The sequence below is a fragment of the Frankia sp. RB5 genome, assembly GCF_059816245.1.
The window spans coordinates 115,015-135,755 of sequence record NZ_JCBATA010000002.1 but is presented as its reverse complement, the minus strand read 5'-3'; the positions used below and the strand labels follow the sequence as shown (position 1 = coordinate 135,755).

General features: G+C 73.4%; 19 protein-coding genes. 10 read left to right on the top strand and 9 right to left on the bottom strand.

All coding sequences use genetic code 11. The features are described 5' to 3' along the window. Positions 1-93: 93 nt before the first annotated feature. Positions 94-966, top strand: coding sequence for a TetR/AcrR family transcriptional regulator C-terminal domain-containing protein (locus AC6EXY_RS01630; protein ID WP_243407290.1), 873 nt, complete (start codon positions 94-96; stop codon positions 964-966). Here AC6EXY_RS01630 and AC6EXY_RS01625 read toward each other — a convergent pair. After that, complete coding sequence (locus tag AC6EXY_RS01625) at positions 941-1,360, bottom strand: pyridoxamine 5'-phosphate oxidase family protein (protein ID WP_101830812.1); 420 nt, start codon at positions 1,358-1,360, stop codon at positions 941-943. The genes AC6EXY_RS01630 and AC6EXY_RS01625 overlap by 26 nt on opposite strands. Before the next feature lie 225 nt (positions 1,361-1,585). Here AC6EXY_RS01625 and AC6EXY_RS01620 point away from each other — a divergent pair, with 225 nt between their 5' ends. Further along, the gene (locus AC6EXY_RS01620; protein ID WP_101830842.1) at positions 1,586-2,833 is read left to right on the top strand and encodes an ammonium transporter; all 1,248 of its coding nucleotides are present in this window, start codon (positions 1,586-1,588) and stop codon (positions 2,831-2,833) included. 64 nt (positions 2,834-2,897) lie between these two features. Here AC6EXY_RS01620 and AC6EXY_RS01615 read toward each other — a convergent pair whose 3' ends face one another. Then, positions 2,898-3,842: a carbon-nitrogen family hydrolase gene (locus AC6EXY_RS01615; protein ID WP_499816932.1), complete on the bottom strand. Its 945-nt coding sequence runs from the start codon at positions 3,840-3,842 to the stop codon at positions 2,898-2,900. A 59-nt stretch (positions 3,843-3,901) separates the two neighbouring features. Further along, positions 3,902-4,615 carry an MBL fold metallo-hydrolase gene (locus AC6EXY_RS01610; protein WP_101830810.1) on the bottom strand — a complete coding sequence of 238 codons (714 nt, stop codon included), beginning with the start codon at positions 4,613-4,615 and terminating at the stop codon, positions 3,902-3,904. 67 nt (positions 4,616-4,682) lie between these two features. Between AC6EXY_RS01610 and AC6EXY_RS01605 the strand changes: the two genes are divergently transcribed. Then, positions 4,683-5,414, top strand: a complete 732-nt coding sequence (locus AC6EXY_RS01605; RefSeq protein WP_207770207.1) for a MerR family transcriptional regulator — start codon at positions 4,683-4,685, stop codon at positions 5,412-5,414. A 12-nt stretch (positions 5,415-5,426) separates the two neighbouring features. On the opposite strand, the gene AC6EXY_RS01600 is transcribed toward AC6EXY_RS01605, so the two are convergent. After that, the gene (locus tag AC6EXY_RS01600; protein WP_243407289.1) at positions 5,427-6,227 is read right to left on the bottom strand and encodes a CE1 family esterase; all 801 of its coding nucleotides are present in this window, start codon (positions 6,225-6,227) and stop codon (positions 5,427-5,429) included. Positions 6,228-6,861: 634 nt separating this feature from the next. Here AC6EXY_RS01600 and AC6EXY_RS01595 point away from each other — a divergent pair. Together AC6EXY_RS01595 and AC6EXY_RS01590 are read left to right on the top strand one after the other, a co-directional pair. Beyond that, positions 6,862-8,619, top strand: a complete 1,758-nt coding sequence (locus AC6EXY_RS01595; RefSeq protein WP_207770206.1) for an NAD(P)/FAD-dependent oxidoreductase — start codon at positions 6,862-6,864, stop codon at positions 8,617-8,619. Positions 8,620-8,660: 41 nt separating this feature from the next. Then, positions 8,661-10,079, top strand: a complete 1,419-nt coding sequence (locus AC6EXY_RS01590) for an ATP-binding protein (RefSeq protein ID WP_101830808.1) — start codon at positions 8,661-8,663, stop codon at positions 10,077-10,079. Positions 10,080-10,121: 42 nt separating this feature from the next. Here AC6EXY_RS01590 and AC6EXY_RS01585 read toward each other — a convergent pair whose 3' ends face one another. Next, entirely contained in the window at positions 10,122-10,901 is a 780-nt protein-coding gene (locus AC6EXY_RS01585; RefSeq protein WP_101830807.1) for an SDR family oxidoreductase, read from the bottom strand. Positions 10,902-11,108: 207 nt separating this feature from the next. Here AC6EXY_RS01585 and AC6EXY_RS01580 point away from each other — a divergent pair, with 207 nt between their 5' ends. The 4 genes from AC6EXY_RS01580 (at position 11,109) to AC6EXY_RS01565 (ending at position 16,933) form a co-directional block, all read left to right on the top strand. Beyond that, complete coding sequence (locus AC6EXY_RS01580; RefSeq protein ID WP_101830806.1) at positions 11,109-12,098, top strand: NADPH:quinone oxidoreductase family protein; 990 nt, start codon at positions 11,109-11,111, stop codon at positions 12,096-12,098. A gap of 211 nt (positions 12,099-12,309) precedes the next feature. Then, positions 12,310-14,901 carry a sensor domain-containing protein gene (locus AC6EXY_RS01575; RefSeq protein WP_499816933.1) on the top strand — a complete coding sequence of 864 codons (2,592 nt, stop codon included), beginning with the start codon at positions 12,310-12,312 and terminating at the stop codon, positions 14,899-14,901. Positions 14,902-15,105: 204 nt separating this feature from the next. Beyond that, complete coding sequence (locus AC6EXY_RS01570) at positions 15,106-15,420, top strand: hypothetical protein (protein ID WP_101830804.1); 315 nt, start codon at positions 15,106-15,108, stop codon at positions 15,418-15,420. A 13-nt stretch (positions 15,421-15,433) separates the two neighbouring features. After that, on the top strand, positions 15,434-16,933 hold the full coding sequence (locus AC6EXY_RS01565) for a class I adenylate-forming enzyme family protein (protein ID WP_101830803.1): 1,500 nt from the start codon (positions 15,434-15,436) through the stop codon (positions 16,931-16,933). Here the strand turns inward: AC6EXY_RS01565 and AC6EXY_RS01560 are convergent. The 3 genes from AC6EXY_RS01560 to AC6EXY_RS01550 form a co-directional block, all read right to left on the bottom strand. After that, positions 16,901-17,122, bottom strand: a complete 222-nt coding sequence (locus tag AC6EXY_RS01560) for a hypothetical protein (protein WP_499816934.1) — start codon at positions 17,120-17,122, stop codon at positions 16,901-16,903. The genes AC6EXY_RS01565 and AC6EXY_RS01560 overlap by 33 nt on opposite strands. Positions 17,123-17,570: 448 nt before the next feature. Then, positions 17,571-17,852 carry a hypothetical protein gene (locus tag AC6EXY_RS01555; RefSeq protein WP_207770205.1) on the bottom strand — a complete coding sequence of 94 codons (282 nt, stop codon included), beginning with the start codon at positions 17,850-17,852 and terminating at the stop codon, positions 17,571-17,573. Positions 17,853-18,252: 400 nt separating this feature from the next. Then, on the bottom strand, positions 18,253-18,636 hold the full coding sequence (locus tag AC6EXY_RS01550; protein ID WP_101830801.1) for a hypothetical protein: 384 nt from the start codon (positions 18,634-18,636) through the stop codon (positions 18,253-18,255). Between the two features lie 200 nt (positions 18,637-18,836). Between AC6EXY_RS01550 and AC6EXY_RS01545 the strand changes: the two genes are divergently transcribed. Further along, complete coding sequence (locus AC6EXY_RS01545) at positions 18,837-19,739, top strand: sugar phosphate isomerase/epimerase family protein (RefSeq protein WP_101830800.1); 903 nt, start codon at positions 18,837-18,839, stop codon at positions 19,737-19,739. Positions 19,740-19,775: 36 nt separating this feature from the next. Here the strand turns inward: AC6EXY_RS01545 and AC6EXY_RS01540 are convergent, their stop codons facing one another. After that, positions 19,776-20,717, bottom strand: coding sequence for an RNA-guided endonuclease InsQ/TnpB family protein (locus AC6EXY_RS01540; RefSeq protein ID WP_499816935.1), 942 nt, complete (start codon positions 20,715-20,717; stop codon positions 19,776-19,778). Positions 20,718-20,741: the final 24 nt, after the last annotated feature.

Below are 20,741 nucleotides of genomic sequence, written 5' to 3'. Positions count from 1 at the left end.
TGCACGCAGAACGATACACCGTCTCGCTTACCGATACGTCGACTCGGTTTCGATAGCGTGTCTCGGTCTCCGACTCCCGCGTAACCTCGAGGCATGGGCGACCAGACCGGCGGTAGCGGCGGCCCGGCCCTCGAGCCGGCGGCCGATCCGGCGCTGGACATGGACGTCGTGGCGAGTGCCGTCGATCTGGTGTGGACCAAGCCCACCGCGCGGCGCCGGCCCGCGCTCACCCGCGAGGCGATCGTCGAGGCCGCGATCGCGATCGCCGACGCCGAGGGGATCGAGGCCGTCTCGATCCGCCGGGTCGCCGCCGCCCTCGACGCCCGGCCGATGACGCTCTACTCCCACATCGCCCGCAAGGATGGCCTGCTCGCGCTCATGGCCGACCACATCGCGGCCGAGGTGCTCGTGCCCGAGCCGCTGCCCGCGCGGTGGCGCGACGCGCTGCGTGCGATCGCCCACCGCACCCGGGACAGCAGCCTGCGACATCCGTGGATGCTGCGCATCCACGCCGGACATCCCCTGCTCGGACCGAACGCGCTGCGCCACGCCGAGCAGTCGGCGGCCGCCGTCGCCGAGCTCCCGCTCCCCCCGCGGCGCCGGGTCGCCCTGCTGCGCGCGATCGACACGTACACCCTCGGCCACGTCGCCACCGAGCTGCACGAACGCCAGGCCCGCGACGCGTACGAGCCCGGCGTGCTCCAGTCCTACCTGGCCGACGTGCTCGGCAGCGGCGACCACCCGCACCTGGCCCAGCTGCCCATGTCGATCGTCGTGGCCTCCGAGACGGACGCGCGGGAGCGCTTCGAGGAGGGCCTCGAGTGGCTGCTCGACGGCATCGCGGCGAGCGTCGACGCGGCGCTCGAGGATCCGGCGGGCGCGGACGCGGCGGGCGCGGACGCGAGTGCGCGGAAGGGACAGCAGCCGGACGGCGTCCGCGTCAGACGCTGCCAAGCACCCGAGTGACGCGGATCTCCAGCACGACCCGGGCCGGGTTGACCCGCGGCTGGCGGTAGCGCAGCGCGTAGCGGCGCTCGGCCTCGGCCACGCTGGCAGGATCGTCGCGCACGACGGCCAGGCCCTCCAGCGTCGACCAGCGGCGCCCGTCGATCTGGCACAGGGCGACGGGGGTGCCCGTCGCGGGGCCCGCGGCGATGATGCGCGCCTTGCGGGACCCACCGCCGGTGATCACCCGGGCGAGGCCGGTGTCGGCGTCGAGCGTGGCGCCGACCGCGACGACGTGCACGCTCCCGTCCGGGCGCACGGTGGTCAGGCTGCACAGGTGCCGTTCCCGCCAGAACTCGGCGAACTCCGGGCCGCGGGACAGCGGAGGCGGCGACGGGCGGGCGGGGCTCGGCACGGGACCAGCCTCCCACGCCCGCGCCACCGACGGACGGACGGACGGGCGGACGGACGGGCGGGCGGACGGGCGGCGTCACCCGTCCCCACGCCCCCTGTCACCATGGGCACCCAAATTGGGACCTTTACCCGCCCGACACGGCATCGTCATGGACAGGAAATGACCAGTGACGACGCTCCGAGTCGCGATGCGGGCGCGGCGCCCGCGGCGGGGGACGGGAGCGACATGCCGTTCGACTTCAGGACGATCAACAGCGGCGACACGGCGTGGGTGCTGTCCAGCGCCGCCCTCGTCCTGCTCATGACGCCCGGCCTCGCCTTCTTCTACGGCGGGATGGTCCGCGTCGAGAACGTCCTCAGCATGATCATGCAGAACTTCTTCTGCATTGGCATCGTCAGCGTGCTCTGGGTGCTGGTGACGTACAGCCTGGCATTCGGTGGGGCGAACGGCCTGATCGGCGGGTTCGACCAGGTCGGCCTCGCGCACCTGGACCGCCAGGTCGCCGGCTACACCGGGCCCGCGGCCCAGACGATCCCGCCGGTGGTGTTCGTCTGCTTCCAGCTGATGTTCGCCGTCATCACGCCCGCGCTCATCACGGGCGCGAGCGCGGACCGGTTCCGGTTCAGCGCCTTCGTGATGTTCATCTCGCTGTGGTCGGTGCTGGTCTACGGCCCGGTCGCGCACTGGGTCTTCTCCCCCACCGGCTGGCTGTACAAGCACGGCGCCGAGGACTTCGCCGGCGGGACGGTCGTGCACGCCAACGCCGGGGCGGCGGCGATCGCGATCTCGATCGTGCTGGGTCGCCGCCGTGGTTGGCCGACGGGCGACTTCCGCCCGCACAACGTGCCCTTCGTACTGCTCGGCGCCGGGCTGCTGTGGTTCGGCTGGTTCGGCTTCAACGCCGGCTCCGCCCTGAGCGCCGGCCGGCTCGCCGGCAACGCGTTCATCAACACCAACACCGCGGCGGCCTGCGCCCTGCTGGGCTGGATCATCGTGGAACGCATCCGGGACGGGATGGCCTCCACCCTCGGCGCGGCCTCCGGTGCGGTGGCCGGGCTGGTCGCCATCACGCCGGCCGCGGGGTACGTGACGCCGATGGGCTCGATCGTCATCGGCTTCCTCGCCGGCGGGGCCTGCGCGCTGGCGACCGCCATCAAAGGCAAGGTCGGCATCGACGACGCCCTGGACGTCGGCGCCGTGCACCTTGTCGGCGGCGCGCTGGGCGCCCTGCTCATCGGCCTGCTGGGCTGCAGCGACGTCGGTGGGCGCGACGGCCTGTTCTACGGCGGCGACGCCGGCCTGCTGCGGGAACAGGCGGTCGCCGTGGTCGCGGTCGTGGCGTACTCGTTCGTCGCGTCGCTGCTCATCGCCGGGGCAGTCCGGCTGGTGCACCGGCTGCGGGTCACGCCGGACGAGGAGGTCGAGGGGCTCGACACCACCCAGCACGGCGAGGTCGCCTACCGGCTCTGGTGACGCGGCGCCACTGCCCCGCGATCCCGCCGCGCGTCTCCTGGTCCCGCGGGACCCGGGTCAGGAGTCAGGCCGGCCCCGGTGCGACGCCGACCCGACGATGGGTGAGCACGGGGAACGCCTCGCGCACCGCGGCCACCCGGGCCGGGTCGAGCTCGGAACACAGCCGCCCCTCGCGCGCGTCGCACTCGGCCACCACCTCGCCCCACGGGTCGACGACGACGCTCGCACCGGCGAGCTCGCGGCCCGCGTGCCGGCCGGCCGCGTTGCAGGCGACGAGGTACACCTGGTTCTCGATGGCACGGGCCCGGGTGAGCACCCGCCAGTGCGCCAACCGGTCCGCCGGCCACGCGGAGACGACCACGACAAGCTCGGCCCCGGCGTCGGCGTAGAGCCGGAACAGTTCGGGGAAGCGCAGGTCGTAGCAGGTCGCCAGCGCGACCCGACCGAGTGCGCTGCCCACCGTCGGCGCGTACGGCACCGCGGCCCGCCCCGGCACGCCCGGCGCTGACGTGCTCCCCCCCAGCTCGGCCGAGGCCGACGTGCTGCCTCCCGGGGCTGCCGGGGCTGCCGGGGCTGACGTGCCCGGCGTCAGCAGTCTGGCCTCGTCCGACTCGTGGCCGAACAGGTGGATCTTGCGGTAGGTCAGCAGGATCTCGCCGGCCGGGTCGACGAGCACCGAGGTGTTGAACAGGCGGCCATCCTCGGCCCGCTCGACGAGGCTGCCCGTGACCAGGTGGAACCGGCCGTCCCGGGCGGCCGCCCGCAGGGCGCTGACCAGCGGGCCGGTCAGCGGCTCGGCCTGCGCGGCGTAGTCGTCGAAGTGGAAGTACCCGGTCGCCCACAGCTCGGGCAGCACGACCAGGTCGGCCTCGACGGCACGCAGCTCGGCGAGGACCCGCCGCACCCTGTCCGCGGCCGGCTCGCCGTCCGGGCAGGCCAGCTGCAGGCACACCGTCCGGATCGGTCCCACACCGACCGCGGCCCGCTCGACACCCGTCGGCGCCGTCATGATCGCCGCCCTTCTCCCACCGATCGCCAACTGACAACCGCCAACCGAGAACCCGCCCGTCAGCCGACGCCGAGCATCGCCTTCCACTGCTGGGCGCTCGCCGGCCGGAAGACGTGGTTCATCCGCTTGACGACGGACAGGTCCTCGGACGCCTTCGGCGAGTACTGGTGCCCGGGGAACACCACGGTCGCGTCCGGCAGGCCGGCCAGGCGACGCAGGCTGTCGTACATCAGGCCCGCGTCCCCGCCGGGCAGGTCCATCCGACCGCAGCCCTCCAGGAACAGCGTGTCGCCGGCGACGAGGCGGCCGTCGATGAGGAAGCACTGGCTGCCGGGGGTGTGGCCGGGGGTGTGCAGCAGCTGGATCGGGATCTGCCCGACCATCACCACATCGCCGTCGTCATGCTCGACGAGGTCGGAGGCGGAGACCTCGGTCGCGCGGCGCACCCACTCGGCCTCGTCCCGGTTGACGTGGACGGGCAGGCTCTCCCGCGCGAGGAGCTGGCGGACGCCCTCGATCTCCAGGCCGAACGCGGACCCGCCCACGTGGTCGGCGTGGTAGTGGGTGACGAGTGCGCCGGTGAGCCGCATGCCGTCGGCGGCGGCCAGATCGATCAGGTCATCGACCTTGTAGGCCGGGTCGACGACCACCGCCTCGCCGGTCTCCCGATCCCCCACGAGGTAGACGAAGTTCACCATCTGGGTACCAACCGGATCACCGACGGCGAAGTCGCGGCCAGACAGCAGCTGGCGGAAGTACAGACGATCGGTCATCCGTTCAGCGTACGAAGGTCGGGCCCGAGAGGTGGGACGCCAAGGGCGGGAGGCTACATTCGGCGACATGACGGGTGACGAGCCCGCGTCGCGGGAACCCCCCGCGGACCGCCCGCGACTGCCCGGTTCCCGGATCACCCCGCGCCAGGTGGCGCACTGGCGGCGCTCGGGACTGGTCCGCGATGCCGGGCGTGACCTGACGGAACTGCGGGTGATCGTGGCCCTGCGCCGCGCCGGGATGAGCCTGGGCCGCATCCGCGCCGCCTTCGAGCACGTGGCCGCCGCCGAGGCCCACGCCGTGTACGCGGGTGAGCTCTACGTGCGTCATCCCGACGGCAGCTGGGAGGGCGACCGCCGACCCGGTCAGCATCCTCGGCTTCGAACTCGGCGCGGACGACTACCTGACGAAGCCGTTCTCCCCGCGGGAGCTCGTCGTCCGCCTGCGCGCGGTGCTGCGGCGCACGGCGGGGACCGCGGCATCGGGCGTGCTGCGGGCCGGCGGCCTCACGGTCGACGTGGCGCGCCGGCGGGTCAGCGCGCACGACCGCCCGGTGGCCCTGACGCTCGCCTCATCGCGACCGCGCGGCAGGTCGGACGACCAGGACAGCATCGCCACCGACCCGCGCACCTTCGTCCGCTCGACGGGAGCTTCGACCTCGCCCGCGTGCTGGAGGAGTTCACCGACTGGTGGATCCAGAACGGCGTACAGCTCACCAGCACCGGCCACTACTCGGAGGCCGCCGCGCAGCTCATCCTGCAGGGCTACCCGCAGCGGCGGTCAACGGGACCGGCATGGTAGTCAAGCGGACCCTCACTGACCCGCCGGCCCTGCCGCCAGCGTCGGCCGCGTCGTCGACGGTGCCGGCGCGCGATGCGCGGTGAAGAAGTCGAGGATCGCGCCGGTGGCGTCGAAGGTCCTGCCAGCGGCGGAGGTGTGCGGATCGCGGCGCGCCTCCGGGCTCGACGGCCAGAAGTGGGTGCCGCCGACCACGGTGTCGAACAGGACCTCCGAGCCGGCGGCGCAGCCGGTGAAGCGCAGCGCGACGACGCCGGCGGCGGGCTGCGTGCTCGCCGGCAGCGGGTCGCAGCCGTACCGGCCGGCATAGCCGCGCATGACGACCGGCGCCGCGGGGACCGGCACGGTGGCACCGACGACCAGGCCACCGTCGTAGGGCACCGAGGGATCTGCCGTGCCGTGCACCGCCATCGTCGCCGGGGCGCGTCCCGCCGGGCAGCGGGCCTCCGACGTCGAGGAGACCATCGCCACGGCGGCGAAGCGGCCGGAATGGCAGACCAGCGCCGCGGCGAACTCCGCGCCGTTGGAGTGGCCGGTGGCGTAGACCCGCCGGGCGTCCAGGCAGAAGCGGCCGCCGAGATCGGTCAGCAGCGCGTCGACGAAACCCAGGTCATCGGCTTTGACCGGATCCCCCGGCGTGTTCCACCGCGTCGGCACTCCGAGTGCGTCCGGGGTCACGACGAGAAATCCCCGGGCGGGGCCGACCGCGCCCATTCTCGACCGTTGTTCCTCCAGCACGCCGTCCGCCTTGAAACCGTGGAAGTCAAAGAGCAGTGGATAGGCGCGGCGGCCGTCATAATGCGTGGGAATCGACAACCGGTAGTGACGTGACGTCCCATGGTAGGCGAACGTGTGGACCCCGGCCGTCAGTGGAATCCGCGCTGGGCCCGGGCCACAGGAGCCGTCCGGGGACAGTCCGGGTGAACCCGCCGCGGTCGATCCCCCAGATGCTCTGGCGGCCGTTCCACCAGCGGCTCCGGTCCGCCCGTGTACCACGAGCAGAACCAGTAGGGTTGTCACGACCACGACAGCGACAATGGCCGCCCTCCACTCTGGGGAGACCCGTTTCCCGTACACCGGTCCATCGTACGAACGGGAATGGCCGGAATGAATATTCGGCCACGGACGAGTACCCGACACCCGGCTTTCGTTCGGCGGGGGTCCGGCCTGGCCCCGGGTGCCTCGGTGCCGGCCCCCGGCCGAGTGAGCCGACGGCCGCCGGCCACTCGTGGTCCGCTTCATGGCGACCTCCGCCGGTTCGAGGTGGTTTCCCGCTCGTGCCTGCTCCCCGCCCCTGCGGACCATAGACTCGCTGAATGTGGCGGTGTGCGGGCGGGCCGCCCGGCGCGCCGGTCCGCCCCCGGGGGTAGGGACGGCGCCGCCGGCAGGCCGTGAACCGCGCCCGAGGCGTCCGCGACGCGCCAGCCATCGATCTCCCCAGGGGGCACCCATGACGACCGAACCGGCAACGCAGGCCGCACCGCGCGCCGAGGGCACGCCCCCCAGCAGCAGCGCCGCGCCGGTACCGGGGCCGGCGGAGTCCCGGGCCCGGGCGCGACCGGCCATCGTGACCGTCGACGACGATCCGAGTGTGTCCCGCGCCGTCGCTCGTGACCTGCGCCGCCAGTACGGCGAGCGGTACCGGATCGTGCGCGCGGACTCGGGGCCGCAGGCGCTGGAGGCGCTGCGCGAAATGAAGCTGCGCGGCGACCGGGTGGCCGTGCTGCTCGCCGACTTCAGGATGCCGGCGATGAACGGCATCGAGTTCCTCGAACAGGCGATGGACCTGTACCCGGCGGCGCGGCGCGTGCTGCTGACCGCCTACGCCGACACGACCGCGGCGATCGACGCGATCAACGTCGTCGACCTCGACCACTATCTGCTCAAGCCGTGGGACCCGCCGCAGGAGAAGCTGTACCCGGTCGTCGACGCCCTGCTGGAGGCCTGGGTCGGCACCGACCACGACACCGCCGCCGAGACCCGGGTGGTCGGGCACCGCTGGTCGGCGCGGTCCTACGAGGTGCGCGACTTCCTCGCCCGCAACCAGGTGCCCTACCGCTGGTACCTGTCGGAGGAGCCGGAGGGCGCGCGGCTGCTCGCCGCGGCCGAGGCGTCGCCCGACGCGCTGCCCGTGGTCATCACCCCCGACGGCGTGACGCTCACCGACCCGACGGACGCGGAGCTCGCCGGCCGGGTGGGCCTGAGCACCACCCCGACCGAGGACTTCTACGACGTGGTGGTGATCGGCGGCGGCCCGGCGGGGCTCGGCTCGGCGGTGTACGCGGCGTCCGAGGGGCTGCGCACCGTGCTCGTCGAGCGGATGGCCACCGGCGGCCAGGCCGGGCAGAGCTCGCGGATCGAGAACTATCTCGGCTTCCCGGACGGCGTCTCCGGCGCGCAGCTCACCGACCGGGCGCGGCGGCAGGCGGTGAAGTTCGGTGCCGAGGTGCTGACCACCCGCGACGCCGTTGCCCTCGAGGTCAACGGCCCGGCCCGCACGGTGCGCTTCGACGACGGGCAGGAGATCTCCGCGCACGCCGTCGTGCTCGCCACCGGGGTGTCCTACCGCCAGCTCGCCGCCCCCGGGGTCAGCGAGTTCACCGGCCGCGGGGTGTTCTACGGCTCGGCGCTCACCGAGGCGCCGTCCTGCTCGGGCCAGGACGTCTACATCGTCGGCGGGGCGAACTCCGCCGGCCAGGCGGCGATGCACTTCGCCCGGCACGCCCGCCGCGTCACCCTGGTGGTGCGCGGGCCGTCGCTGGAGGCGTCGATGTCGCACTACCTCATCCAGCAGATCGCCGCGGTCGACGCGATCACCGTGCGGACCTGCACCGAGGTCGTCGGCGTCGAGGGCGACGGCCACCTGGAGCGGATCACCCTGCGTAACAGTGCCAGCGGCGAGACCGAGACCGTCGACACCCACTGGCTGTTCGTCTTCATCGGTGCCGCGCCACGCACCAGCTGGCTCGACGGTGTGCTGCACCGCGACGAGCGCGGGTTCGTCCTGGCCGGGCCGGACCTCATCGTCGACGGGCTGCGGCCGAGCGGCTGGGCGCTGGACCGCGACCCGTACCACCTGGAGACGTCCGTCCCGGGCGTGTTCGTCGCCGGGGACGCCCGCGCCGAGTCGGTGAAGCGGGTCGCCTCCGCGGTCGGCGAGGGCGCGATGGCGATCGCGCTCGTCCACCGTTATCTCGAGAAGCGCTGACGCCGTCGCGCCACGCGGACGACCGCCCGGGGAGGATGACCATGACGACGACGCCGTGCAGCGCCGCGGAGCTGCGCACGCTGTTCCTGTTCGAGAAGCTCGCCGACGACCAGCTGGACTGGCTGTGCGAGCGCGGGCACGTCGAGCTGCTCGAGCCCGGGCCCGTCTACGCCGAGGGTGACCCGGCGACCTGCTTCTACGTGCTCATCGAGGGCGCGCTGGTGCTGTCCAGCCGGGTCGGCGCCGACGACGTGGAGGTCGTGCGCACCGACCAGCGCGGGGTGTACGCCGGCGCGTGGCACGCCTACCTCGGCGACCGGATGCCCCAGCTCTACAAGAACTCGATGCGGGTCACCGAGCCCAGCCGCTTCTTCGTCCTCGACGCCGAGGACGTGGCCGTGATGATGCGCGAGTGGTTCCCGATGGCCCTGCACATGCTCGAGGGCCTGTTCTTCGGGATGCAGAGCACCCAGCAGATGGTCGGCCAGCGGGAGCGGCTGCTCGCGCTCGGCTCGCTGTCGGCGGGGCTGACCCACGAGCTGAACAACCCGGCCGCCGCGGCCGTGCGGGCGACGGCGGCGCTGCGCGAGCGGGTCGCCGGCATGCGCCACAAGCTCGGCATGATCGCGGCCGGCCCTTACGAACGCCCGGAGCTCGAGTCGCTGGTCCGCCTGCAGGAGGAGGCGGTGGAGCGGGTGGCGAAGGCACCGTCGCTGACCCCGATCGAGACGTCGGACCGCGAGGACACCCTCGGCGACTGGCTCGACGAGCACGGCATCGGCGACGCCTGGGACATCGCGCCGATCTTCGTGCAGGCCGGGCTGGACATCGACTGGCTCGACCACGTGGCCGCCTCGGTGCCCGCGGGCGTGGTCGAGGGGGCGGTGCGCTGGCTGACCTACACGGTCGAGAGCGAGATGCTCATGCGCGAGATCGAGGACTCCACCACCCGCGTCTCCTCGCTCGTCACCGCCGCCAAGCAGTACTCGCAGATGGACCGGGCGCCGTTCCAGACCGTCGACATCCACGAGCTGCTCGACAGCACCCTGATCATGCTGGGCCGCAAGATCGGCGACAATGTCGACATCCGCCGGGACTACGACCGGACCCTGCCGCCGATCCCCGCCTACGCCGCCGAGCTCAACCAGGTCTGGACCAACCTGATCGACAACGCGGTGTCGGCGATGGACCACCGCGGCGTGCTGACCGTGCGCACCTTCGCCGACCACGACAGCCTCGTCGTCGAGATCGGCGACACCGGGCCGGGCATCGACCCGGCGATCCGGGACCGGATCTTCGAGCCGTTCTTCACGACGAAGGCGGTCGGCGAGGGCACCGGACTCGGCCTGGACATCTCGTGGCGGATCGTCGTCAAGAAGCATCACGGCGACCTGCGCGTCGAGTCGGTCCCCGGCGACACCCGCTTCCAGGTCCGCCTGCCGTTCACCGCCCCGAGCTGACGGTGGCGGCGGCGCTCACCGAGACGGGACGGCCCGGCCGCCTCAGGCGACCGGGCTCATGCCGCCGTCGAGGTTGATCGCCGTACCGGTGAGGTAGGCGGCACGGTCGGACACCAGGAAGGCCACCAGGTCGGCGAACTCCTCGGCGTGGCCGAACCGGCCCAGCGGGATGCCCGACGCCGTCCCCATCCGCGCGTACAGCTCGTCGACGGGGACGCCCTGGCCCGCGGCGACCCGCTCCCACTGGCCGCTGCGCACCAGGCCGACGAGGATCGCGTTGACCCGCACCCCGTCCGCACCGAACTCCTTGGACAGCGCCTTGGTCAGGGCGAGTCCGGCGGCCCGGGTCACCGACGTCGGCATGGAGGCCGCGCCGGGCGCGCGGGCCGTCACCGACAGCGAGTTGACGATCGCGCCGCCCCCGGCCCGGCGCAGGTGCGGCAGCACGAGCCGGCAGGCACGGACCGCCGCGTACAGCTTGAGATCCAGATCGGCCTGCCAGACGTCGTCGTCCTGCGTCTCGAACGGCCCGGCGCTGCTCGCCCCGGCGTTGTTGACCAGGCCGTGCACGGCATGCCAGCGGTCGGCGGCGGCGTCGACGAAGCGAGCGAGCGCGTCCGGGTCACGCACGTCCGCGACGATCGGCAGGACCTCCCCGGGGCCCTGCGCGGCCTGCTCGGCGACGGCGAGCAGGCGTGCCTCGTCCCGCCCGCAGAAGGCCACCCGCGCGCCCTCGGCGGCCAGCGTCCGCACGAGCGCGGCGCCGAGACCGTCGGAACCGCCGGTCACCAGCACCACCCGCCCCGCGAGATGCAGGTCCATCGCGCTCCCGTCCCGTCCCTGTCGACGCCCGTGCCCACGGCCCACGGCCCACGGCCCACCCAATCATGCGGCGCCGCAGGATGCTCCGAAGCCACCGAACCCGTGCGCCACGGCCCGCGCGCGGCCTGGGCCGCCTCGTGACCCAGCACCCGCGCCTGCGCCTGCGCCTGCGCCGATGTGATACTGCGGATCGTGGAAGATACGACGATGCGTGCCGCCGTCTGTCGCCAGCTCGGCGAGCCGGGGGCCCTCTCGGTGGAGGCGGTGGACAGGCCGCGGCCGGGTCCCGGCGAGGCGCTGGTGCGCATCCACGCGGCCGGGGTCAACCTGCCCGACGTCCTGATCATGGCGGGCCGGTATCAGGTGGCCGTGGCACCGCCGTTCGTGCTGGGCGCCGAGTTCGCGGGGGTCGTCGCGGAGGTCGGTTCCGGCGTGGGCCGCGTGCGGGTCGGCGACCGGGTGGCCGGGATGGTTACCGGTAACACGGCGGCGAGCGGCGCGTTCGCCGAGTTCGCCGCGGTCCCGGAGTCCGCGCTCACCCCGGTGCCGGAAACGGTCGACCTCGCCGTCGCCGCGGCGACCTGGGTGTGTCACCTGACCGCCTACCACGCGCTGCGGTCAGTCGCCGAGCTGCGCGCCGGGGAGCGGCTGGTCGTCCTCGGCGCGGCCGGCGGGGTCGGCCTCGCGGCGGTGGAGGTGGGCGCGCTGCTCGGGGCCACGGTGGTCGCCGCGGCGTCGAGCCCGGAGAAGCTCGCCGTCTGCCGGGACCAGGGCGCCACGCATCTCATCGACTACGAACGCGAGCCGCTGCGGGACGCGATCCGCGCCGCGTGCGGCGGGGCGGACGTGGTGCTCGACCCGGTCGGCGGCCGGTGGGCGGAGCCGGCGCTGCGCACGCTCGGCTGGGGCGGCCGGTTCGTCACGATCGGCTACGCCAGCGGCGAGATCCCGAAGATCCCGCTCAACCTCGTGCTGCTCAAGGGCATGACCATCCTCGGCTTCGGCAACGCCGGCCTCGAGCTCAACGAGCCCGAACTCGCCGCCCGCGATCGCGCCGAGCTCGGTGACCTGCTCGCCGACGGCAAGCTCGCGCCCCGCATCGGCGCCCGTTATCCGCTCGACGAGGCCGCGGCCGCCCTCGCCCTGGTGGCGAACCGGCAGGCGATCGGCAAGATCGTCCTGGACATCGCTCCCTGACCGCCCCCTAACCGGGCATGTCCGGCCTGACCGGCCCGCCCGGTCCGGTCCGCCTCTGTCCGCCGACGGTGGCGGGCCGGCCCCACTTCACTCCCCAGCGTCGCTACTTTCCGTAGTCAGACGGGCGTGGACGCCCCTCCGAACCGCATGGCGCCAGGACGCTCCGGGTACGGACGTGGTGGTCACCCGGCGGGAGCGGTGAGGAGTCCTGGTGGAGGAACGTCTCGACCTGTTCACACTGCTCGATCTCGCGGTCACCGTGACCGATCCGGGGACGGGACGCATCCAGCGGGTCAACGAGGCGGCGTGCGTCCTGCTCGGCCGGCCGGAACCGGAGCTGATCGGCCTCCGCTGGCGGGACGTGGCCGTGCCCGAGGAGCGTGCCCTGTGGCACCAGGAGATCCACCGCCCGGAGGCGAACTCGTCGCGCCGGCGGCTCGTCCGACTGCTGCGCCCCGACCACAGCGTCGTGCACGCCGTCGTGAGCTCCGCCCGCCTGCCGGCGGCGGACGGCGACGGCGCGCTCCTCATCCAGCTGCAGGACATCTCGGACGAGATCGCCGCGAACGAGCGGCTGCGCCTCATCCTGGACAACACCCCGGTATCGATGTTCCTCGTCGACCGCGACGGCATGGTCCTGGCGAGCAAGGGCCTCATGGACGCGGTGGCCTCCCGCATCTCGCGCCACCCCGACACCTCGGCGTTCGAGCTGTTCGCCGACATGCCCGTGGCCGTCGCGCTGCTGCGCCGGGCACTGGGCGGCGAGCCGGTACACCAGGTCATCGACGTGCTGACGCGCTGCTATGACCTGCACATGGTGCCGATCTTCGGACGGGATCGCGAGGTCAGCTACCTCACCTGCGTGGCCACCGACGTCACCGAGCACCAGCGCCTGCTGGCCACCCTGCGCACCCGGTCCGTGGAGCAGTCGCTGATCGCCAGTCTGGGTCAGCAGGCGCTGGAGTCGCTGAGCGCCACCGCGCTGTGGCAGCACGCCGCGAGCCTTCTTGCCCGCCATCTGCGGGCCGACACGGTCCGTATCCACGAGCTCGACGGCGCGGGGAATCGGACCCGGCTGCTGGCCGCCGTGACGCGGCAGGCGCCGCCCCGCGCCCGCGCCCCGACAACGGGTCCGGAGTCGGGCCCGGAGTCGGGCCCGGAGCCTGAGCCGGCGTCGCTCGGGCCGCGCCTGGCGGAGACCGTCGAGCGCGCGGTGGACTCCGACGCCGACCTCTGCCCCGCCGATGCGACCTCCGGCCTCGCCGTCGGCGGGCACAGCCTCGTCGTCGCCACGGGCCGGGGCGACCATCCACTGGCCGCCGTCGAGGTGGACCGGCAGCCCTCTGTCGCCCCCTTCACCGAGCAGGACGCACAGTTCGTCCGCTCCGTCGGCGCCGTGCTCGGCGCCGCGGCGATGCGGTTCCGGACCGAGGAGGACATCCGCCGACAGTCCCTGCACGACGGCCTCACCGGCCTGCCCAACCGGGTCGCACTGCTCGACCGGCTGGACCGCGCCCTGCGCCGGGCCCGCGCCGACCAGAGCCGCATCGGGGTGCTGTTCATCGACCTCGACGGCTTCAAGACCGTGAACGACACGCTCGGCCACCAGGCTGGCGACCATCTGCTGCGGCTGGCCGCGACCCGTCTGGAGCACGCCGTGCGGCCCGGTGACGTGGTCGGGCGGCTCTCCGGCGACGAGTTCGCGATCCTGTGCGAGCACATCGACTCCCCCGACGACATCGAGGCGATCGCCGACCGGATCCTGACGACGCTGGACACTCCGTGTGTGCTGGACCAGCAGACGGTGATGCTGTCCGCGAGCGTCGGCCTCGCGCTGTCCGAGCCGGAGACCACCAGCGGCGAGGACCTGCTGGGCGCCGCCGACATCGCGATGTACACCGCGAAACGCCGCGGCCCCGGTCGGCGGGCGGCGTTCGACGAGGCGATGCGCACCCGGCTGGTGGCACGGCTCACCGAGCAGGGCGAGCTGCGCCGGGCGGTGGACGCGCAGGAGCTCGTCCTGCGCTACCAGCCGATCCGCGAGGTCGGGAACGGGCTGGTCGGCGCGGAGGCGACGCCGCACTGGCGGCATCCGCGGCGGGGGCTGCTGGCACCGTCGGGGTTCCTGCCGGGGCGCGAGCAGATCGGGCTGCGGGTGCCGATCGACCGGTGGCTGATCGGCCGGGCCTGCCGAGACGTCGCCCGATGGGAGGGCGGTGCCCTCCCCGACGGCCATCCGCTGCTGCTCATGGCGGTCTCCGGGCCCTGCCTGGTCGAGCCGCGCTTCGTGCCGGAGCTGGACGCGCTGCTGGCCAGCACCGGCGCGCGGGCCCGCTACCGGCTGTGCTTCGAGATCGCCGAACAGGAGATCGTGGCCGACGAGGAAGCGGTCCTGCCGGTGTTGCAGAGCCTCACCGGCCTCGGCGTTTCCGTCTGTATCGGAGAATACGGCGCGACCCGGCCGATCGTGTCGAAGGTCCCCCACTTTCCGTTCGGGTATCTGCGCATCAGCGGTGCGTACGTCGACGGCGTCGACGTCAATCCGGTCCGGCAGGCGGCGGCCGCGGCGATCGTGCACTTCGCCCACCAGCTCGGGGTGCGCACCGTCGCCGGCGACGTCTCGACCCGCGAGCAGTACGACATGCTGCGGTCGTTGCGCTGCGACCTCGCCCTCGGCCCGGCCGTGGGACCGCGCCGGCCGGAGCCGCCCCGGCTGGCCGCTTCCCACCTGGACACCGGCGGTCCGGCGGGTCCCGACGGGGCGCCGGCCGACGACGCCGATGGTGCCGATGACGCTGGGTGAGTCATCCACCCTTTGCCATACCGAGAATGCCATTTTCCTCTGTCGCACCGCTCCGTGTTCGGCACACCACGTCACCGTCGAGGCACCGCCCCGGCGGCCGGTGGCACCTGAACCGTGCGGGCAGTAGAAAAAGGGGACGCGTGCCGTCCTTGCCGGACCAGGTACGTACGACGCGGAGGATGGGAAACGCAGGATGGGAAAAAGATGAGTCTTGCTACCAAACCGGGCGCTCGTTTCCGGTCGGCTGTGGACGCGACGGAGATCATTGTGGTGAAGCCGGCGAAGGACCCGGTGGATCTGCGCTGTGGCGGTCAGCCGATGGTCGCGTTGGGCGACGACGTGCCCGGCGGTCTGGCCTTAGACCCGGCGTTCGCCGGCGGGACGCAGCTGGGCAAGCGGTTCGCGGACACCGACACCGGCCTGGAGCTGCTGTGCACGAAGGGCGGTGAGGGGTCGCTGTCGATCGGGCAGACGCCGCTGCCGCTCAAGGACGCCAAGCCGCTGCCCTCCTCGGACTGACGGGGTCGACACGATGCACCTCGGCATGCTCCTCGAGATGGCCGCCGACGGCCTGGCCGACCGGACCGCGCTCGGCCCCGCCGCGGACGGGCCGTCGTTCGCGGAGCTGGGACGCCGCGCGCGTCGCCTGGGCGCGGCGCTGGCGGCCCGGCCGGGCACGCGGATCGGGCTGATCGACCTGAACTCGCCTGCCGTCCCGCTGACCCTGTTCGGCTCGGCGATCGCGGGCAAACCGTTCGTACCGATCAACTACCGGCTCGCCGACCCCCAGCTGCGCGCCATCGTCGCTCGTACCGCCCCTGCCACGATCATCGTCGGAGACGGCGTCGCCGAGCGCGTCGGCCCGGTCGACGGCATCGAGTACCTCACCCGGGCCGAAGCCCTCATGATCGCCGCGGATCCCGACGGCGAGCAGGGCGACGGCTGGGGCGGCGACGCGGACGACATCGCCGTGCTGCTGTTCACCAGTGGCACCACCGGCGAGCCGAAGGCCGCCGTCCTGCGGCACAGCAACCTCACCGAGTACATCATCACGACCGTCGAGTTCGGCGGCGCCGCCGAGGACGAGGCGGCGATCGTCAGCGTCCCTCCGTACCACATCGCCGGCATCTCGGCCGTGTTGTCCTCGACGTACTCCGGCCGACGCGTGGTGCAGCTCGAGGCGTTCGACCCGAAGGAGTGGGTCGAACTCGTCCGGGCCGAATCCGTCACCCAGGCCATGGTCGTCCCGACCATGCTCGGGCGCATCCTCGACATCGTCGAGGCCGACGGCCAGGGCCTGCCCTCGCTGCGCTCGCTGTCCTACGGCGGCGGCCCGATGCCGCTGCCCGTGATCGAGCGCGCCGTCGGACTGCTGCCCCACGTCGGTTTCGTCAACGCCTACGGCCTCACCGAGACCTCCAGCACCATCGCGGTGCTCGGCCCCGACGACCACCATGCCGCCTTCGCCAGTACCGACCCCGCCGTGCGGGCGCGACTCGCCTCGGTCGGCCGGCCGCTGCCGACCCTGGAGGTCTCCATCCGCGACGCCGCCGGCGAGCTCGTGCCCACCGGCGAGCGCGGCGAGATCTGCGTGCGCGGCGGGCAGGTGTCCGGCGAGTACCTCGGCCGCGGCACCACCCTGGACGCCGACGGCTGGTTCCCGACCCGCGACGAGGGTCACCTCGACGACGCCGGCTATCTGTTCGTCCACGGCCGCCTGGACGACGTCATCGTCCGCGGCGGCGAGAACCTCTCCCCCGGCGAGATCGAGGCCGTCCTGCTCGAGCATCCGGCCGTGCTCGAGGCCGCCGTCGTCGGCATCCCGAACAAGGAATGGGGCGAGCAGGTCGCCGCGGCCGTCGTCATCGTCGGCGAGGTCTCCGAGGACGAGCTGAAGGCGCACGTCCGCGCTCGGCTGCGGTCCAGCCGCACCCCGGACCGCATCCAGTTCCGCGCCGACCTGCCCTTCAACGAGAGCGGCAAGCTGCTGCGCCGCGTGCTACGCACCGAGCTCGCCGACGCCTTCGCCTGACGCTCCACCCGCACGTCCCGTTCCACCCGCACCCCCCCGGACGGCCGGCGCGGCGAATCTACTCCCACGCCGGCCGGTCCGTCCGTCGGTCAGACCGGCGACCCGCAGGTGCGCCCGGGAGCGCAGCCGCGGCAGTCCGCTCGCGAGCAGGGCCGAGGTCAGCGAGGCGGTCAGCACGGCGACCTTCACGTGATCGTCCCGCCGCCGCCCGCGCCGAACGTGAGCTCGCCGACCCCGCCGATGCGACGACGCTGACGACCGCGAGCAGCGCCGGATGTCCGACGCGCCACCCGATCGCCGATCCCCCGGCCGAGGCGCCGTCGGCCGATCGCCCGGCGTGCACGGCCGCGACGAGGGCGGCGGCCACCAGGGTGAAGCCGGCCAGCCGGGCGGCGGCCCGACATGGCAGGACCGGCCCCACGAACAGCGCGGGCAGCGCGATCACAGCGAGGCTCTCCCACCGGGCACCGACGGCGGCGGCGCACCCGGCCACCGCCGCGCACGCCCCCAACGCCGCGCCCAGCAGCGCACGCCCGGCCGGCGACCCGCGCCGGTCCGTCCGGCGGTGCCCGACCACCGCGGCGGGCGGGCCACCGACCGGGGCGGGCCGCCGTATCCCTCGCACGTTCGGCCGCTCTCAGCCGCGGGTGTCGGACGTCACGGCGGACGCCGGACGCCGGGCCGGCGGCTCGGGCCGGGGCGGGGCGCCGACCCCCGCGGCGGCGGGCGGCGAGGTGGTCCCCTCCCGGTGGACCTCCCCGTCGGGTCCGTAGCGCACCGGCCAGGACAGCGCGGCCGGACCGAAGCGGCGCAGGTCACGGACCTGGTCGCGCCAGATCACCAGCATCGGCACCACGAACATCGCGCCCAGCAGCACGAGCGCGATGAGTACCTGTCCCCATTCGAAGTCGGAATGCATCTGCGTTCTCCCCTGCTCCAGGAGTCGCCGATCCGCCGTCCGGTGGTCGCCCACGGGCCCACGGGCGGTCACAGGGAGCTCCGCACACCTGGAGCTCCGGAGCCCGGGGCCATGACGCGCCGCGGCCCGCGCGCCAGCCCCTGGTGCCCAGCACGGAGGGCCGGTGCGCCGCGGCCACGGACGGGGGTGAGGCAGGCACGCGAGTCCGCGGGCGCGCATCGGCACGGATACGCCGGACGCGCTCGTGGCCGCACGTGGCGACACAGTCGGGACGCGGCGACACAGGACTCGCCGACGGCGAGCCCGTGCGGCCCGCGGTGGCCGACCGACCGGCGGCGGACGGGCAGAAAAAGGATGAAGGTGGATCCGGCGGCGTGGCAGCGGCCCGCGCGGTGGGGTGCTACCTCGCCGGGAGAACGGGCGGTGGGCCGCGGGCGGCCTGGAAGCGGCCCTCCTCGCCGGGGCGGCCAGCACGACGGGTGATCCGCCGCCGGCGCGCGACCAGGGGAAGCGCCAGCGCCGCCGCGGTCGCGGCGAGCGCGAAGGGGCCGGGCTGCGTGGGCGACCAGGACCCGGCGAGCAGGGTCCTCGCGTCGGGCCGGACGCTGGCCGACTCGGCCGGCCCGACCGGGGCGACGGCGGCCACGGCGGCGGGCAGGGCCCGCTCGACCAGATGCGTCGCGCCCTGGCCACCCGCGCCCGGCGGACCTCCCACCAGGCCGATCAGCAGCAGGAGGGTGGCCACCCAGACCGGGCGCACGCGCCGGTGAGCGGAGATGGCCATGGGACCAGGTTAGAGGAGGGTGCCCATCGCCTCCACGCGGTCGCGGCCGCCCAGCGTCCCTCGCCGGCGGCCCGGCGGGAGACCCCTCGTGGACCGGTCTCGTCACCCACCGTCCGTCGTACGCGACGTTCCGGGCGAGCCTCGCGAACCGGTACCGCCCGCTGCACGTTACATGTAACGTGCAGCGCGGGAGGTCCAGGATGGTGACGTTCTTCTCCGGCTGCCTGCCCCGCACGCCCCTGCGCGAGCAGGTGGCGGCGGCGGCCGCGGCCGGGTTCGACGGGCTGACGATCTGGCCCAACGTGTGGCGCCACGCCCGCCAGCGGGACGGGATGAGCCTCGCGGCGATGCGTGATCTGTTCCAGGAGCACGGCCTGACCCTCGAGGCGGTCGAGTGGACCGCCGACTGGGTGCCGCCCGTGGCCGACCTGACGGGCGGGATGATCCCGCCCGCAGCGTTCCGAGCGGAGGTCTTCGAGGTGGCGAGTGCGCTGGGCGCCACCACGGTCGTCGCGGCCCACGCGCCGGGCGGCGAGGCCGATCCGGACCGCGACGCCGCGTCCTTCGCGCACCTGTGCGACGAGGCCGCCGGGCATGGGCTGCGGGTCGCCCTCGAGTTCGTCCCCTTCACCGGCCTGCCCGACCTGCCGGCGGCGACCACGCTGCTGGCTGCGGCCGGCCGGGCGAACGCCGGACTCGTGGTGGACGTCTGGCACCTGGCCCGTTCGGGCGGTACGGCCGTCGACCTGCGTGGCCTCGACCCGGCGTCCGTCCTGCTGGTGCAGCTCGCCGACGGTCCCACACGGGCCGCCGACGACCTGGCCCGCGAGGCGGCGTCGGCCCGCCTGCTGCCGGGCGACGGGGAGCTCGACGTCGCCGGATGCCTGGCGGTGCTCGCCGAGCTCGGTGTGCGGGCGCCGACGGGTCCCGAGGTCCACCTGGCCGAGTGGCGTGGCCTGCCCGCCGCCGCGCCGATGGCGCAGCTGTTCGCGGCGACCACCCGTGTCCTGCCCCGCGACGCCCCATCAGGTCCCGCGGTGTCCGGTTCCGCGGTGTCCAGTTCCGCGGTGTCCGACGCGACCACCGAAAGGTTCCGCACTTGACGTCCTCTCCCGCGTGAACGCGGGGGATTCCAACTTCTACACACCCACCGGAGGAGGTGCGCAGTGTTGAGGTTCGCGGTTCACGGGCACCGGCAACCCGGTGCCTCCCCGCGCGGCCACGGCCCGTCCGGCCGCGATGGTGCGTGCTGCGTTGACGTCGGCGTTGGCCGTGTGCCCACAGGCAGCGCACCGGAAGACCGCTTGGCTCTCGCGGTTTCCAGGCGCCGTGTGCCCGCAGACCGAGCAACGCCGACTCGTCAAGGCGGCCGGGATCTTCTCGATCCGGCCGGGTGCCTTGTGTTCCAGACGTCGGACGAGGAGTCCCCAACCGTTCGCGAGGATGCCCCGGTTCAGCCCGGCTTTCTGCCGGACGTTGCGGCCTGGCGCCTCGACGGTGCCCCGGGCGGACCGGGTCATGCCCCGAACGTTCAGATCCTCGACGCGGATCAGATCGAACCGTCGAGCGAGATCGGTGGACGTTTTCTCCGCCGCGGCGGCGAACGCCACATGCCAGCGGCCCGCCCGACCACGGGTCACCCGGTAGGACTTCGCAGCCGGGACCGCACGGGAGCGACGGAACTTCACCCAGCCGACCTTCGGCACCCAGCACCGGGACCATCGCCGGTTCAGCTTCTCGACCTTCGCCATCTTCCCGACGATCTGGAAACCCTCGGACTGGCCGCGTTTCCGGAACCCGGGACGCCGGTGCGAACCGCCGAAGAAGTTCCGCAAAGCCTGCTCGAAGTCCCGCAACGCCTGCTGCTGGACGGTCTGCGACCCGGCAGCCAGCCACGGGTTCTCCGCCCGCGCTTCGGTCAACTGCCGACAACGCTCCACATGATTCGGACCTTTACCCCGATACGGCGTCCACCACGCCTGCTGCTCGACCGCAAGATTCCAAACAAAACGCGCATGCCCGCAGTGCTCTTCGAGTCCGGCGACCTGTTCAGGCGCCGGAACGAGCCGGTAACGGGACATACCGTCATGCTACCGAAAGGACTC

Excerpts from the sequence above, each read along its gene's own strand:
- AC6EXY_RS01630 (WP_243407290.1), top strand. The coding sequence starts at position 94 with ATGGGCGACCAGACCGGCGGTAGCGGCGGCCCGGCCCTCGAGCCGGCG.
- AC6EXY_RS01620 (WP_101830842.1), top strand. The coding sequence starts at position 1,586 with ATGCCGTTCGACTTCAGGACGATCAACAGCGGCGACACGGCGTGGGTG.
- AC6EXY_RS01615 (WP_499816932.1), bottom strand. The coding sequence starts at position 3,842 with ATGACGGCGCCGACGGGTGTCGAGCGGGCCGCGGTCGGTGTGGGACCG.
- AC6EXY_RS01610 (WP_101830810.1), bottom strand. The coding sequence starts at position 4,615 with ATGACCGATCGTCTGTACTTCCGCCAGCTGCTGTCTGGCCGCGACTTC.
- AC6EXY_RS01605 (WP_207770207.1), top strand. The coding sequence starts at position 4,683 with ATGACGGGTGACGAGCCCGCGTCGCGGGAACCCCCCGCGGACCGCCCG.
- AC6EXY_RS01595 (WP_207770206.1), top strand. The coding sequence starts at position 6,862 with ATGACGACCGAACCGGCAACGCAGGCCGCACCGCGCGCCGAGGGCACG.
- AC6EXY_RS01590 (WP_101830808.1), top strand. The coding sequence starts at position 8,661 with ATGACGACGACGCCGTGCAGCGCCGCGGAGCTGCGCACGCTGTTCCTG.
- AC6EXY_RS01585 (WP_101830807.1), bottom strand. The coding sequence starts at position 10,901 with ATGGACCTGCATCTCGCGGGGCGGGTGGTGCTGGTGACCGGCGGTTCC.
- AC6EXY_RS01580 (WP_101830806.1), top strand. The coding sequence starts at position 11,109 with ATGCGTGCCGCCGTCTGTCGCCAGCTCGGCGAGCCGGGGGCCCTCTCG.
- AC6EXY_RS01570 (WP_101830804.1), top strand. The coding sequence starts at position 15,106 with ATGAGTCTTGCTACCAAACCGGGCGCTCGTTTCCGGTCGGCTGTGGAC.
- AC6EXY_RS01565 (WP_101830803.1), top strand. The coding sequence starts at position 15,434 with ATGCACCTCGGCATGCTCCTCGAGATGGCCGCCGACGGCCTGGCCGAC.
- AC6EXY_RS01555 (WP_207770205.1), bottom strand. The coding sequence starts at position 17,852 with ATGCATTCCGACTTCGAATGGGGACAGGTACTCATCGCGCTCGTGCTG.
- AC6EXY_RS01550 (WP_101830801.1), bottom strand. The coding sequence starts at position 18,636 with ATGGCCATCTCCGCTCACCGGCGCGTGCGCCCGGTCTGGGTGGCCACC.
- AC6EXY_RS01545 (WP_101830800.1), top strand. The coding sequence starts at position 18,837 with ATGGTGACGTTCTTCTCCGGCTGCCTGCCCCGCACGCCCCTGCGCGAG.
- AC6EXY_RS01540 (WP_499816935.1), bottom strand. The coding sequence starts at position 20,717 with ATGTCCCGTTACCGGCTCGTTCCGGCGCCTGAACAGGTCGCCGGACTC.